We start from the raw sequence: 14,045 nt of genomic DNA, 5'->3' as shown, positions 1-14,045 counted from the left end.
TTAACCGCGAGGCGCCCCGGCACGGTAATGGTTACCGCACCGGGTCGCGGATCCACGAGCTAGACGTCCAGGCAGGTCGGCCCCAACAGCACCTTCAGGTCCCCGAAAAGGGCCGGATTCGGGTTCACCCGGTAGTTCATGCCCAAACGCATCAACGACGTGCCACGTGATCCGGAAAGCTTGACCCGCACTTCGGTGTTGCCCCGGTGAGTGCGCAACACATCCCCCAGCTGTGCGACCAGCGATTCAGTGGCCTTATGTGTCGGGATGGCGATGACCACGGGCCCGGTGCCGGTGGCGTCCGAGAGCTCGGGGATCATCATTTCCTGGGCGTTCAGGGTGATCGAGCCGTCATCGCGCCGCTGCACCCGACCCTTGATGACCACAATCAGGTCATCGGCCAGCACCTCGGCGATGGGTTGGTAGGCAGCTCCGAAGAACATCACCTCCATGGAGCCGGAGAGGTCCTCGACTTCGCAGCGGGCGTACGGGTTCCCGCTCTTCTTCGCGATGCGTCGTTGCAGGCCATTGATCATTCCAGCAATCGAAATGATATGACCATCGGAGGGTCCGTCGTCGGAGATCACATGGGTGACGGACATGTCGGCGTACTGTTCCAGCGCCTGCCCCAGTCCCTGCAACGGGTGGTCCGAAACGTAGAGCCCGAGCATTTCCCGCTCGTACCCGAGCTTTTCCTTCTTGTCCCAGTCCGGCAGGTCGGGGATGCTCACGCTCATCGACGCGTCGCTGTCCTCGGCCCCCAGGGCGCTGAACAGGTCGAACTGGTTGGCCGCCTCATTGCGCTTGAGCTGGATCACCGAGTCGACGGCCTCTTCGTGGACCGCGACCAACGCACGCCGCGGGTGCCCCAGCGAGTCGAAGGCCCCTGCCTTGATCATCGATTCGATGGTGCGCTTGTTGCACACCACGGCCGGGACCTTGCGCAGGAAGTCGCTGAAGTCCGTGTAGCTGCCCTTTTCGGTGCGGGCTTCGACCATACCGTCCACCACATGGGCACCGACATTGCGCACCGCCCCCATGCCGAAGCGGATATCCTTGCCCACCGGGGTGAAGGTCAGTGCGGATTCGTTGACATCCGGTGGCAGCACGGTGATGCCGATGCGGCGGCATTCATTGAGGTACATCGCCAGCTTGTCCTTGTCGTCACCTACCGAGGTGAGCAGCGCCGCCATGTACTCGGAGGTGTAATGCTCCTTGAGGTAGGCGGTCCAGTAGGAGATGACGCCATAGGCCGCGGAGTGGGCCTTGTTAAACGCGTAGTCGGAGAACGGTAGCAGGATGGCCCACAGGGTATTGACCGCTTCATCGGAGTACCCGTTGTCATTCATCCCCTGCTTGAAGCCGGCGAACTGCTTATCCAGTTCCTCCTTCTTCTTCTTGCCCATGGCACGTCGCAGGATATCTGCCTGGCCCAGCGAATAGCCGGCCAGTTTCTGCGCGATCGCCATCACCTGTTCCTGGTACACGATCAGGCCGAACGTACCGCCAAGGATGTCCGCCAGCGGTTCTTCGAGCTCCGGATGGATCGGGGTGACTTCCTGCAGTCCGGTTTTGCGCAATGCATAGTTGTTATGCGAGTTTGCACCCATCGGTCCCGGGCGGTACAACGCGATCACGGCCGAGATGTCTTCGAAGTTATCCGGCTTCATCAGTTTCAGCAGCGACCGCATGGGACCGCCATCGAGCTGGAACACCCCAAGGGTGTCACCGCGGGCCAAGAGCTCATAGGCTCCCGGGTCATCCAGTCCGAGGGTTTCCAGGTCCAGTTCGTCGCCGGTATTCGCCCGAATGTTCTCGATCGCATCCGAAATGATGGTGAGGTTTCGCAGCCCCAGGAAGTCCATCTTGATCAAGCCCAGGCCTTCACAGGTCGGGTAGTCGAACTGGGTGATCACCTGGCCGTCCTGGATACGCCGCATGATCGGGATAACATCGATGATCGGATCCGAGCTCATGATCACACCCGCGGCGTGTACACCCCACTGGCGTTTCAGGCCTTCCAGCCCCTTGGCGGTCTCGAAGACCCTGGCGGCCTCCGGGTCGTTGGCGACCAGGTTGCGGAAGTCCGCGGCTTCCGAGTAGCGCTTGGCTTTCGGGTTCTCGATATCGTTCAACGGAATATCCTTGGCCATGACCGCTGGCGGCAACGCCTTGGTGAGGGTCTCACCCATGGAAAACGGGTAACCGAGCACCCGCGAGGAGTCCTTCAGCGCCTGCTTGGTCTTGATCGAGCCATAGGTCACGATCATGGAGACGCGCTCATCCCCGTATTTTTCGGTGACGTACTTGATCACCTCCGGACGGCGACGATCATCGAAGTCGACGTCGAAGTCGGGCATGGACACGCGCTCCGGGTTCAGGAAGCGTTCGAAGATCAAACCGTGCTGCAACGGGTCGAGGTCGGTAATCCTCATGGCATAGGCCACCATGGAACCGGCACCGGAGCCACGTCCGGGCCCGACGCGGATCCCGTTGTCCTTGGACCAGTTGATGAAGTCGGCCACCACCAGGAAGTAGCCGGGGAACCCCATCTTGATGATGACATCCAGTTCGTAGTCCGCCTGCCGGCGAACGTCCTCCGGGATACCGTCCGGGTAACGGTAGTGCAGCCCGCTGTCGACTTCCTTGATCAGCCAGCTGGTCTCGTCTTCCCCTTCCGGGCAAGGGAACTTGGGCATGTAGTTGGCGTTCGTGTCGAAGGAAACCTCGGCCCGTTCGGCAATCAAGAGGGTGTTATCGCAGGCTTCGGGCAGTTCGCGGAACAGATCGCGCATTTCGCGGGCACTTTTGAGATAGTAACCCGATCCGGAGAACGCGAAACGCTTCCCGCCTTGGTCGTAGGTCGGTTCATCGAGGGTTGACCCGGAGTTGATTGCCAGCAGCGCTTCGTGGGACTTCGCATCGGATTCATGGGTGTAATGCAGGTCGTTGGTAGCCAGCAAGGGGATCTGAAGTTCCCTGGCGAGGCGCAACAGGTCCTTGGTGATCCGTTTTTCGATCTCCAACCCGTGGTCCATGATCTCGCAGAAGTAGTTTTCCTTACCGAAGATATCCTGGAACTCGGCTGCGGCGGCCTTGGCTTCCTCGTACTGGCCCAGCCGAAGTTTCGTCTGCACTTCCCCCGAGGGGCACCCGGTGGTGGCGATCAGCCCATGGGAATACGTATTGAGCAGTTCGCGGTCCCAGCGCGGGTACTTACCGAAAACGGAGTCCAGCGATGCCAGGGAGCACCCCTTGAAGAGGTTGTTCATCCCCTCGTTGTTGTAGGACAGCAACGTCATGTGGGTGTATAGGCCACCACCGGAAACGTCGTCGCCTTTTTGCTTTTCCTCGGTCCGCCACTTCACGCGCTGCTTGTCGTCACGGGCCGTGCCCGGAGTGACATAGGCTTCGACGCCGATGATCGGTTTGATACCTGCACCGGTGGCCTGACGCCAGAAGTCGAAGGCGCCGAAGAGGTAGCCGTGGTCGGTGATCGCCATGGCTTCCATACCTTGACGATTGGCCTCTTCGAATAACTCTCCCAGGCGCGCCGCGCCGTCCAGCATCGAGTATTCGGTATGGGTATGTAGATGTACGAATCCGTCACGTGTTGCACTCACCCATCCAGTCTAGCCCTCGGTGGCTGGGCTGGCTGGGTCGGGCACGGTTGGGAAGCACACACCCGGATCCGGGCAGGGGATACGCTAGTAGGCGCCTTCGCGCAACAACTCCAATGCCCCGGCCAGGTCCGCGGGATACTCGCTGACGAACTCGACCCATTCCCCGGTGGCGGGGTGCGTGAAGCCCAGCCGATAGGCGTGGAGCCACTGGCGGGTCAAGCCCAGCGCGGCTGCCAAGTTCGGATCAGCCCCATAGGTCTGGTCACCGGCGCACGGGTGCCCGAAGGCGGAGAAGTGCACACGTATCTGGTGGGTCCGGCCCGTTTCGAGTTCGACCTCCACCAGACTGGCCCGCCCGAAGGCCTCTTCGACCTTGTAGTGGGTCACCGAATCGCGCCCCCCGTCCAGGACGGCGAATTTCCATTCGTAGCCCGGATGCCGACCGATGGGGGCGTCGATGGTGCCTTCGAGCGGGTCGGGCAACCCCTGCACCACTGCGTGATAGGTCTTTTTCGGGGTCCGTTCCTTGAACGCCCTTTTCAGTTCGGTATACGCGCGCTCGGTCTTGGCCACGACCATCAACCCGCTCGTTCCGACATCCAGGCGGTGCACGATGCCCTGGCGTTCCGGGGCCCCCGAGGTGGAGATGTTGTAACCGGTGGCGGCCAGAGCACCGACCACGGTTGGCCCAACCCATCCCGGCGAAGGGTGGGCGGCAACACCCACGGGCTTGTTGATGACCACGAAGTCCTCGTCATCGGCAATGATCTGCAGATCTTCCACGATCTCTACCCTAACTTTCAGTGGATCCTCGCGGGCCGGCAGATCAACAATCAGCCGGTCGGCGGTCCTGAGCTTGACCGATTTGGCCAGCTTCTTCCCGTTGAGCAGAACCAGACCGCCCTTGCACAATGCGGCGGCCTCGGAGCGCGGGATCTGCAAGGCGCGGGCGATAAAGGTGTCGCTGCGGTTGCCGGCCGCCGCCTCAGGCACGTCCAGTTCGTGGATTGCCGCCGGACGGTCCGCGCTCATTTGTCGTTGTCCTGCCCGGTGCGTTTGGCTGGCACGGATTTGGTGCCGTCCAGATTGATATTGCGAATCAGGAGGATGGCCACCGTGATCATGGAACAGACGATGAAGGAATCGGCTACATTGAAAATCGCAAAGCGCGGCACTGCGATCATGTCAACGACATGCCCGAACCCCAAGCCGGGATCGCGGAAGATCCGGTCAACGAGGTTGCCCGCCACCCCGCCAAGCAATGCGCCCAGGGTGATGGCCCAGGACAGGGTACGGACCTTGCGTATCAGCAGGTAACTCACATAGACAACCACTGCGGCCTGCAGCAAGGTGAAGATGATGGTGAAATTCTCGCCGATGGAAAACGCGGCTCCGGGGTTGAGGATGTAGTGGATATTCAGGAGTCCTGGAATAACCGGGAAGGACTCCCCCAGTTCCATGTTGGATTCGACATAGAGCTTGCTTGCCTGGTCCAGCACCAGTGCCACCAGCGCGATCCCGAAGCTCAATCCGAGAAAGCGTTTGGCCGTGGTGGGGCGTTCCGCTCCAGTGTTGTCTTCCATGTACACCCTTTTGATTACGTGTTTTAAACGTCAGTGGTGGTGACCGGATGTCCGGTCACCACCACTGACTGTACTGACTAACTGTTCAAGCCAGCAAACCGGTTCGGTTAGCCGTTCTTGGTAGTGCTGTCGATCGAGGCCTGCGACTCGAGGTCGCGCAACTGACCTTCGATGTAGGTCTTCAGGCGTGCACGGTAGTCGCGCTCGAAACCGCGCAACTGCTCGAGCTTGCGCTCCAGTACCGACTTCTGCTGTTCCAGGGCGGAGAGGGTCTTGCGGCTCTTCTCCTCTGCCTCGGTGACCATGGTGGTCGCTTCGGTCTTGGCATCGGCAATGATCTTGTCACGCTGTTCCACACCGGAAGCAACGTACTCGTCATGCAGTCGCTGAGCCATGGCCAGGACGTTGGCCGCCGACTCGGCGGTATCGGTACGACCTGGTGCCTCGGCTGCCGGAGCGGCCTTGGGTGCTTCAGGCTTCTTCTCAACAGCAGGCTTGGCAGCTGGTGCTTCGGCCTTCTTCTCCGCCGGCTTGGCGGCAGGGGTCTCGGCCTTCTTTTCCTCTGCCGGCTTGGCGGCAGGAGCTTCGGCCTTCTTTTCCTCTGCCGGCTTGGCAGCAGGTGCAGCCGCGACCGGCGCCGGTACGGACTGCTCCTTGGCGGAGGACACGTCCTCGCCCAGCGCCGCCAGGCGGCTGCGAAGTTCGTCGTTTTCAGCGTTCAGGCGACGTAACTCCACGACGATCTCGTCGAGGAAGTCATCTACCTCATCCTGATCGTAGCCTTCGCGGAACTTGGTCGGCTGAAACCGCTTATTGACTACGTCTTCTGGCGTCAAAGCCATTGGGTCACCTCAATACTGGGATCTCTTCCGCACGACCTAGGTTGCCCTGCGAAACACTTACCGTTATTCAATACTACGACCGGCGAAGTCGAAGCACCATTTTCTAAAGGATATAACGTTTCGGTCACTAAACACGAAATGCTGATCAGTGGCCGTGTCTTTTACTGTCGGATTTACCGGCTCAATCAGTGCCGGGCAGTCCTGTCGCCCGAAACCTGGAACCTAGATTCCAACTTGATAACCGAGGTTTCCCACGATTAGCTTTGCAATCATCACCACGATGAACAGTACCAAGAAGGACATGTCCAAGCGCAAGCCACCCAAGTCAAGCGGCTTTATCCGACGCCGCAGCCAGCGGAGCGGCGGATCGGTAATGGTCACAATTACCGTTGCAGCGACCAAAGCGATCCCCTTGGGGCGCCAGTGCCGTGCAAAACTTTCAGTAACATCCAACACAATCCGCATTAACAGCAGAATTTGCAGAATGCTCAGCGCGAGATAAAGAATCCCGAATAGCATCGTCGTGCGCTCGCTCCTTGGCAGCTAGCTCTGGTTGAAGAAGGTAGCCTGGGCCTCGGACTGCTTGCGGTCCTCCCCCAGTACCTCTACGGTAGCCGGTGAGAGAAGGAACACCTTGTTGGTGACGCGTTCAATGGAACCGTGAAGCGCGAAGACCAGGCCGGCAGAGAAGTCGACCAGTCGTTTGGCATCGGTCTCACCCATATCGGTGACGTTCATGATCACCGGGATACCGTCACGGAAATTCTCGCCAATGATTTTTGCATCATTGTAAGAACGAGGGTGCACGGTTGTTATCTGACGCAATTCGGAATCCTCATCCCTCACCGAAGGGGCACGCTTGATGGGAGTAACAGGAGCACGGTACTCGGTTTCCTGTTCGTAATGATCTGATTGCGGAATCGTGGCTTTGGCTGCCGGGATCGGGCGCACCGATTCTGCAGGCCGCTGGGGGGTTTCGTCCTCGACCACCCGTACCTGAGCCCGCTGCTCCGGTTTCTGTTGTGGAGTCTCTTCGTGCTCGACTGCATCAGCCAAGCCTAAATAGACCATTGCTTTACGTAGTCCGTCAGCCACGATAATCTCCTTTATTCCCGTACATGCAAGCCCAAGTGCATGATTCCGCTAATTCGACGCTACCGCACTGGATTCGGCTAGCGCAGTAAATCTGTGCCGAGACTTTGGTGTGTCGCAGCAGCTAGTGGTTCTTCCAGATAACTCCGGCAAAACGTCCACTCTCCGGATCGCGCCGGTAGGAAAAATACCCCTGGTTCTCCAGTGTGCATTGCCCGCTGAGGCGGACCGTGACACCCAGGTCGGCCAGTTGCTTTTCGGCGGCCCTGGGAAGATCCAATGCCGGGGTACCCCAGCTGGTGGTACTGGAGATCCCGGGCAGCGCCGCCTCGGACTGCACACGCATCGATTCGGGGACCTCGTAACAGGAACCGCAGATCGCCGGACCGATCACCGCCTCGATCTCCTCGGCCCCGAGCCGCCGGAATTGCCGGACGGTTTCCACCAGGATTCCGTCTAGTAGTCCCCGACGCCCGGCGTGGACCGCCGCCGTGGAGGATACCCCGGTGCTGCGGTTACGCCCCACGAAGAGCACCGGCAAGCAATCGGCGACCATCACGGCCAGTGGTTCGGCTGCGGTGGCGCTGATCAACCCGTCACAGGTCGGGGCCGTCTGCTCCGCCGGATCCTGCCCAGGCATTGTCGCAACTTCGCGGACCTGGGCCGAGTGGACCTGGTGCATGAAGTTCAGGGAAAAGCGAGGAACCCCGATCCGCTCTTCGAGCCTGGCGCGATGCTCCCGTACCGTGTACGGGTCATCATTCACGTGCAAGGCGAGGTTTCCCTCCGCCTGCGTCGTGAACGCCAAGTGAATCTGCGGATCGAGGTTCGATGCGTAATGTAGCACTGCTTTGACAGTCCCTGGCGGACTACTTCAGGAAGTCCGGTACGTCCAGGTCATCGTTGGATCCGTTCAGATCCGAGTCGACAACGTCGGGAAGGTCCTGGAAGTCCCGGGACGATTCCTCGGCCGGCTTGTTCTCGGTCACCGTGGCGGCAGCGGGTTTCTCGGCTGGCTTGGCCGATGCTGACGCGGCCGCGGGTTCCACGGCCGGCGGTGTGGTGATGGACTGTGCCGGCAGCTTGGCCATCGGCTTGCTGGTGGCGTCGACGGAGTCGAAACCAGCGGCAATCACGGTGACACGCGCCTCGTCACCCAGGGCGTCGTCGATGACGGCGCCGAAGATGATGTTGGCTTCGGGGTGCGCCACTTCCTGGACCAGCCGAGCGGCTTCATTGATTTCGAACAGGCCGAGATCCGAACCGCCCTGAATTGACAGCAGCACGCCGTGTGCGCCGTCAATGGAGGCTTCGAGCAACGGTGAGGCGATCGCCAGTTCGGCAGCCTTGACCGCGCGGTCTTCACCGCGGGCCGAGCCAATGCCCATCAACGCCGAACCGGCACCCTGCATCACGGACTTGACGTCCGCGAAGTCGAGGTTGATCAGTCCGGAGGTGGTGATCAGGTCGGTGATGCCCTGGACGCCGGAGAGCAACACCTGGTCGGCCTGGCGGAAGGCATCCAGAACCGAGACATTGCGATCGGAGATGGAAAGCAGACGGTCATTCGGAATGACGATCAGGGTGTCGACTTCATCGCGCAGCGCCTCGATGCCAGCTTCGGCGGAGTTGGCGCGACGGCGACCTTCGAAGGTGAATGGGCGGGTGACCACACCAATGGTCAGCGCCCCGAGCGACCGGGCGATGCGGGCGACAACCGGCGCACCACCGGTACCGGTGCCACCGCCTTCGCCAGCGGTAACGAAGACCATGTCCGCCCCGCGAAGGACGTCCTCGATCTCTTCTACATGATCTTCTGCCGCTTGGCGTCCGACATCCGGGTTGGCACCTGCGCCAAGTCCGCGGGTCAGTTCGCGACCCACGTCAAGCTTGACGTCGGCATCGCTCATTAGCAGGGCTTGGGCATCGGTATTGATGGCGATGAATTCAACGCCCTTCAATCCGACTTCGATCATTCGATTGACTGCGTTTACACCGCCACCGCCGATGCCGACGACTTTAATGACCGCGAGGTAATTCTGTGGAGCTGCCACGTCCCGCTTCCCTTGTTAGTTGTGCTACATGAATCACGAAACCAGCGCGAAACCTTCACCCTTAGCCTTAAGGTTCAGCTTCTGTCAAGCTATCGCTATTTAGAACGCTATGAGTCGAACCGGTTTTGTGCAACGACCGCTTGGGGGCGTGTCGTCTCTACTACGTTCCATCTTTCCAGAATTTTCGGCCAAGTTGCTTCTCCCACACCCACGGCGCGCCAGTTAATACGTAACCGGGTTTTCCGGATTGGAGATGTCGATGACCTTCGGAGGGTTCTCCGAGCTGTCCAGTTCCTCAAGGAAGATCTTGGCCACCTGGTTCTTCAGTGCGGGTTTGTTCTCGTCCCCCCAGATCAGGGAGCGTTTCTTGGGCAGGGCCAACTCCACGAAATCCGCCTGGGTCAAAGTCGCCGAGGAGATCTGTTCGATGACCTCGGTATCGATCGTGCTGAGGATCCCGGTCAGCAGCTGGAAGGCTTCGGGATCCTCGGTCCGTTCGGAGGCCGCGATGGTGGGAAGCTTGTACTCCTCGTCCTCACCCAGGTTCTTGAGCTTTCGCCCATCGGAAGACACCAGGTGACGGGCCTCGCCGTCAACCAGGATGGCCACCGGCTCGGCCTCGATCACCTCGACCACCAGGGTATCGGGCATCTGGGCCCTGACCACCAGCTCGTCGATGGCAGGCTGCTCCCCCACCAGGTCCTGCACCATGGACTCGGAAATCCGTGGCAGTGGGGTTCCTTCGAGTACCGCAAGCCGTTCACCCAGCTGTTCCCCGTCCACCAGGGTGGTCCCGGTGACCTGCACATGCTTCGCGGCGAGCAACGGGGTGAAACTCAGCACCAATACCGCAGCCAGGCTCAGCAGCACCACCGAGCCGGTGATGATCAGGATGAGCTTGCGGCGTTTGCGTTCCGGACTTTCGGGAAGCGGCAGGACCTTCGCCGTTTCAGTCACAACTGATCCTGCCTTAGCGCTGGTGGGTTTCAAGGGCTTCGACGATCCGTGGCCCCAGGTGGGTCACATCGCCGGCACCGATGGTCATGATCACATCCCCGGGGGCCGCCGATTCGACCACCCGGCTGACCGCCTGTTCGTTGTCCAGCACGGCACAGGGCACGGCGACACGGTCTGCAATCAACGCACTGCTCACCCCGTCGATCGGATTCTCACGCGCCGCATAGATGTCCAGGACGCTGACCGTGTCGGCCAGCGACAGCGCTTCGGCGAATTGCCGGTAGAACTCGTAGGTCCGGCTGAACAGGTGCGGCTGGAAAACCACATGCAACTGACCCTGATCGACCACGGCCCGTCCGGCGCGCAACGCCGCAGTCACCTCGGTCGGGTGGTGGGCGTAGTCGTCGAAAACCCTGATGGAGGCGACTTCGCCCTTGAATTCGAAACGGCGGGCCGCACCGGTGAAGCTGCCCAGGGCTTCCAAGGCCTCGTCCGCGTCCAGGCCCACATGCAGGCCCACGGCCAGTGCGGCGGTCGCGTTGAGAAGGTTATGCTCGCCGGGGATCCCCAGATTCAGCTCGCGGCTCTCACCGCTTCCCCACTCGACGGTAGCCACGAAACGGTCCCCTTCCGGGCGCGCATTGCCTAGCCGGCGGTCAGCCCAGTCGGAGAACCCGTAGGTCTGTACCCGCACTTCGGGGCGTTCGCGGCGCATCTGGCGGACCAGGTCGGCGGCTCCTGGATCATCGGCACAGCAGATGAGCAACCCGTCCTCGGGCAGCAGCCGGGCGAAGTCCACAAACGCCTGGTGCACAGCCTCGGCGGTGCCGTAATGGTCCAGGTGATCCGCCTCGATGTTGGTGACCGTGATGACATCGGGACGGTAGTTCAGGAAGGAACCGTCGGATTCGTCGGCTTCGGCCACGAAGATCGATCCCTGGCCCAGTTCCGCGTTGACACCCAGGCTGGCGATGTTGGCGCCGACGGCAAAGCTCGGGCTGGCTCCGACGCTGCGCAGCATGTGCGCGGTCAATGCGGTAGTTGTGGTCTTGCCGTGGGTTCCGGCCACGGTGATCGCATGGTGTCCTTCCATGGCCGCCGCCAGTCCCTCGGAACGGTGCAGGATACGCAGGCCACGGGCGAGGGCTTCATCGTATTCGGGGTTACCTGGTTTGATGATCGAGGAGATGATCACCGTGTCGGCGTCCATGAGGTTCCCGGCAGCGTAGCCCACGTTCACCCGGGCACCGCGGGCACGCAACTCATCCAGGACCGGCAGGTCCTTGGCATCGGTGCCGGAAACGGTGAGCCCGTGGTCCAGCAACAGCCGAGCGACCGCGGAAACACCAACGCCTCCGATGCCCAGCAGGTGCACGTTGCCCAGTTCGCTGATCTTGTCCTGCGCTTGCTCCGCCATTACTTACCTTCCTCAGTACTCGCCCGGTTGCCTGCGGCGAATTGGCCAATCACCTTGCGCGCCATGACCTCGGCGGCATCCGACCTCCCCTGGCTGGCTGCCGCGAGGGACATCTGTTCGAGTCTAGGCCGGTTGCCCAGCAATGGCACCACAGTTTGCGTGACATAGTCCAGTGTGAAGTCCCTGTCCTCGACCAGCAGGGCCCCGCCGGCCGCAACCAGCTCGCGGGCGTTGCGTTTTTGTTCCCCGTTGCCGATCGGCAACGGAACGAGGATGGAGGGCACCGCGGCCACGGCCAGCTCGCATACGGTCCCGGCGCCGGAACGGCAGATCATCAGATCTGCTGCGGCATACGCGTAGTCCATCCGATCCACGTATTCAACCTGGGTGTATCCCGCGGCGGCCAGCGGCCGGCCCTGGTCGTCAAGTACCGGTTTACCTCGGCCGGTGATGTGCACTGTGTGGATTCCGGCCTCGGCCAGGACCGGCAGACTGGCCTGGATCGCCTTGTTGATGCTCAGCGCGCCGGAGGAACCTCCGGTGACCACCAGCAATGGTTCCTGCCCGGTTATCCCGAAGTAGGCACGCGCCTCATCGCGCAGGGCAGCGCGGTCCATGGTGGCAACATGGCTGCGCATGGGCATGCCGATCTGTTCCGCGTTGGGCAGCCCGGTCTGCGTGAAGGTGGTGGCCACGACCTTGGCGTGTTTGGCGCCGATCTTGTTGGCCAGTCCGGCCACCGAGTTGGCTTCGTGGACGAAGATCGGCAATCCCATCCGCTTGGCGGCGAGATAGGCCGGAGTGCACACATAACCGCCGACCCCGATCAGTCCCTGCGCCTTTTCCTGTCGCAGGACCCTCGTGGATTCGCGCACTGCCTTGATGAACGCGAAGGGGAACTTGAACATATCCAAGGAAATGCTGCGCGGCATGGGGACCTTGGGAATCAGTTCCAGTTTGTACCCGGCTTCGGGCACCAGCCGGGTTTCCAGTCCCTGCGCAGTACCCAGCGCGGTAATCTGCGCCTGCGGTTGCTGCGCCACGATGGCATCGGCAATCGCAAGCATGGGTGAGATGTGGCCGGCGGTTCCCCCGCCGGCGACAACCAATCGGATGGGCTCGCTCATGATGCTGGACTGACTCCTTGTCCTAGATGGTGGGGTCCTCGCCGTGCCACCCGTCCCCGGGCCAGGGCACGCGTTTGGATCCCCCAAGCGTATGGGTTCTATTCTGCCGTGTTTGTCCCGGTCACGGGTTGCTTGGCCGCGGCGCGTTTCTGGTCGCGCGCGGAGCACAGGACGTAGCCCATGGCCAAGGTGACCGCGAGCATGGCCGAACCGCCGGAGGAAATGAACGGCAGCGGAACGCCGATGACCGGCAGCAGGCCGCTGACTGTACCCAGGTTGATGAAGGACTGCCCGACGATCCAGCTCATCAGGCAGGCCATCAGGATCCGCGTATACAGGTCGGTGGCACGCATCGCGATCCGGTACATGGCCAGGGCCAGTAGCCCGAAGAGTACCAGCACCAGCAATACCCCGATGAACCCGAATTCCTCGCCCAGGATGGAGAAAATGAAGTCGTTCTGGGCCTCGGGCACGTAGGACCATTTCATCCTCGACTGCCCCGGCCCCACCCCGAACCAGCCGCCCGAGGCGAAGGCCTGGATACCCATATTGGCCTGGTAGCACAGAGCATCCTGGGTGCCGCAGTCGATCCCCAGCCAGGCCAGGATACGCGCCCGGCGATTGCTGGACATCGCCACCAGCCCGGCCACCGCCACCAGCCCCGTGGCACCGAAGGCCAGCAGGTACTTCATGCGCAGCCCGGCCAGGAACATGGCGGTGGCCAGGATCAGGATGAGCACCAGTGCGGTACCCACATCGCGGCCCACCAGAACCAGCAGCAGCACCCCGCCGCCCATCGGGAGAAAGGCAGGGATGATGATGTGCTTCCAGTCGTGCAGCAGCGCCTGTTTCTTCTCCAGGATGAAAGCGCAGTACACGGCCAGCGCCAGTTTCGCGAACTCGCTGGGCTGGATGCGGAAACTTCCAATATGCATCCAGTTCCGGTTGCCCAACACGGCATAACCCAGCGGCGTGAATGCCACCGCCGCCAGCGTGGCCAGTGCCAGCAGGATGGCAGGCACGGCCAGTTTGCGCAGGGTCGCAGGTTTCAGGAACTGCATGCACAGCATCAGCACGATCCCCACGCCGGCCAGCGCCGCCTGGTTCAACGCCACGGTGAATCCATCGCGCCCACGGGCGATCGCCTCGACCGAGGCAGAGGACTGGACCATCAGCACCCCGAAGACCGCCAGCACGATGGTGCAGACCAGCACCAGGGTGTAATCGACCGAGGCGCTACCGCCGCCGCCGTTTTCCAGGCTGCTGAACATGCGTTTGAGCAAGGGGGTTTTCGAGTCGGAGCGGCTACGAGGTTTGCCGGTGCGTTTGTTCATCCGTTCCTCTCCCCGT

At 61.5% G+C, this 14,045-nt stretch carries 12 protein-coding genes; all 12 read right to left on the bottom strand.

Going from position 1 to position 14,045, the window contains the following annotated elements; genetic code table 11:
• Positions 1 to 59: 59 nt before the first annotated feature.
• A complete protein-coding gene (gene dnaE, locus OK351_RS02745; protein ID WP_265155822.1) occupies positions 60 to 3,623 on the bottom strand; it encodes a DNA polymerase III subunit alpha in 3,564 nt (1,187 codons plus the stop codon).
• 84 nt (positions 3,624 to 3,707) lie between these two features.
• Positions 3,708 to 4,655, bottom strand: coding sequence for an RluA family pseudouridine synthase (locus tag OK351_RS02740; RefSeq protein WP_265155821.1), 948 nt, complete (start codon positions 4,653 to 4,655; stop codon positions 3,708 to 3,710).
• Positions 4,652 to 5,206 (bottom strand): signal peptidase II, encoded by a 555-nt coding sequence (lspA, locus tag OK351_RS02735; protein ID WP_265155820.1) that lies wholly within the window; start codon positions 5,204 to 5,206, stop codon positions 4,652 to 4,654. Before lspA ends, OK351_RS02740 begins: the two co-directional genes overlap by 4 nt.
• Positions 5,207 to 5,313: 107 nt before the next feature.
• Entirely contained in the window at positions 5,314 to 6,048 is a 735-nt protein-coding gene (locus tag OK351_RS02730) for a DivIVA domain-containing protein (protein ID WP_265155819.1), read from the bottom strand.
• A 222-nt stretch (positions 6,049 to 6,270) separates the two neighbouring features.
• The gene (locus OK351_RS02725) at positions 6,271 to 6,567 is read right to left on the bottom strand and encodes a YggT family protein (RefSeq protein WP_265155818.1); all 297 of its coding nucleotides are present in this window, start codon (positions 6,565 to 6,567) and stop codon (positions 6,271 to 6,273) included.
• 24 nt (positions 6,568 to 6,591) lie between these two features.
• Positions 6,592 to 7,143 (bottom strand): cell division protein SepF, encoded by a 552-nt coding sequence (locus OK351_RS02720; protein ID WP_265155817.1) that lies wholly within the window; start codon positions 7,141 to 7,143, stop codon positions 6,592 to 6,594.
• A 121-nt stretch (positions 7,144 to 7,264) separates the two neighbouring features.
• Positions 7,265 to 7,987, bottom strand: coding sequence for a peptidoglycan editing factor PgeF (gene pgeF / locus OK351_RS02715; protein WP_265155816.1), 723 nt, complete (start codon positions 7,985 to 7,987; stop codon positions 7,265 to 7,267).
• A gap of 22 nt (positions 7,988 to 8,009) precedes the next feature.
• A complete protein-coding gene (gene ftsZ / locus OK351_RS02710; RefSeq protein ID WP_265155815.1) occupies positions 8,010 to 9,194 on the bottom strand; it encodes a cell division protein FtsZ in 1,185 nt (394 codons plus the stop codon).
• A 222-nt stretch (positions 9,195 to 9,416) separates the two neighbouring features.
• Positions 9,417 to 10,151 carry a cell division protein FtsQ/DivIB gene (locus tag OK351_RS02705; protein ID WP_265155814.1) on the bottom strand — a complete coding sequence of 245 codons (735 nt, stop codon included), beginning with the start codon at positions 10,149 to 10,151 and terminating at the stop codon, positions 9,417 to 9,419.
• 13 nt (positions 10,152 to 10,164) lie between these two features.
• On the bottom strand, positions 10,165 to 11,568 hold the full coding sequence (murC, locus tag OK351_RS02700) for a UDP-N-acetylmuramate--L-alanine ligase (protein WP_265155813.1): 1,404 nt from the start codon (positions 11,566 to 11,568) through the stop codon (positions 10,165 to 10,167).
• Positions 11,568 to 12,695 carry an undecaprenyldiphospho-muramoylpentapeptide beta-N-acetylglucosaminyltransferase gene (gene murG, locus OK351_RS02695; protein WP_265155812.1) on the bottom strand — a complete coding sequence of 376 codons (1,128 nt, stop codon included), beginning with the start codon at positions 12,693 to 12,695 and terminating at the stop codon, positions 11,568 to 11,570. Before murG ends, murC begins: the two co-directional genes overlap by 1 nt.
• A gap of 98 nt (positions 12,696 to 12,793) precedes the next feature.
• A complete protein-coding gene (locus OK351_RS02690) occupies positions 12,794 to 14,029 on the bottom strand; it encodes an FtsW/RodA/SpoVE family cell cycle protein (RefSeq protein WP_265155811.1) in 1,236 nt (411 codons plus the stop codon).
• Positions 14,030 to 14,045: the final 16 nt, after the last annotated feature.

This window comes from Glutamicibacter sp. MNS18 (assembly GCF_026107515.2).
GTDB lineage: Bacteria > Actinomycetota > Actinomycetes > Actinomycetales > Micrococcaceae > Glutamicibacter.
The sequence above is the reverse complement of the archived record's forward strand: the minus strand, read 5'-3'. Positions and strand labels throughout refer to the sequence as shown.

Bases quoted from the DNA above. Each gene is read 5' to 3' on its own strand.
- OK351_RS02740 (WP_265155821.1), bottom strand. From the start codon at position 4,655: ATGAGCGCGGACCGTCCGGCGGCAATCCACGAACTGGACGTGCCTGAG.
- lspA (WP_265155820.1), bottom strand. From the start codon at position 5,206: ATGGAAGACAACACTGGAGCGGAACGCCCCACCACGGCCAAACGCTTT.
- OK351_RS02730 (WP_265155819.1), bottom strand. From the start codon at position 6,048: ATGGCTTTGACGCCAGAAGACGTAGTCAATAAGCGGTTTCAGCCGACC.
- OK351_RS02725 (WP_265155818.1), bottom strand. From the start codon at position 6,567: ATGCTATTCGGGATTCTTTATCTCGCGCTGAGCATTCTGCAAATTCTG.
- murC (WP_265155813.1), bottom strand. From the start codon at position 11,568: ATGGCGGAGCAAGCGCAGGACAAGATCAGCGAACTGGGCAACGTGCAC.
- murG (WP_265155812.1), bottom strand. From the start codon at position 12,695: ATGAGCGAGCCCATCCGATTGGTTGTCGCCGGCGGGGGAACCGCCGGC.
- OK351_RS02690 (WP_265155811.1), bottom strand. From the start codon at position 14,029: ATGAACAAACGCACCGGCAAACCTCGTAGCCGCTCCGACTCGAAAACC.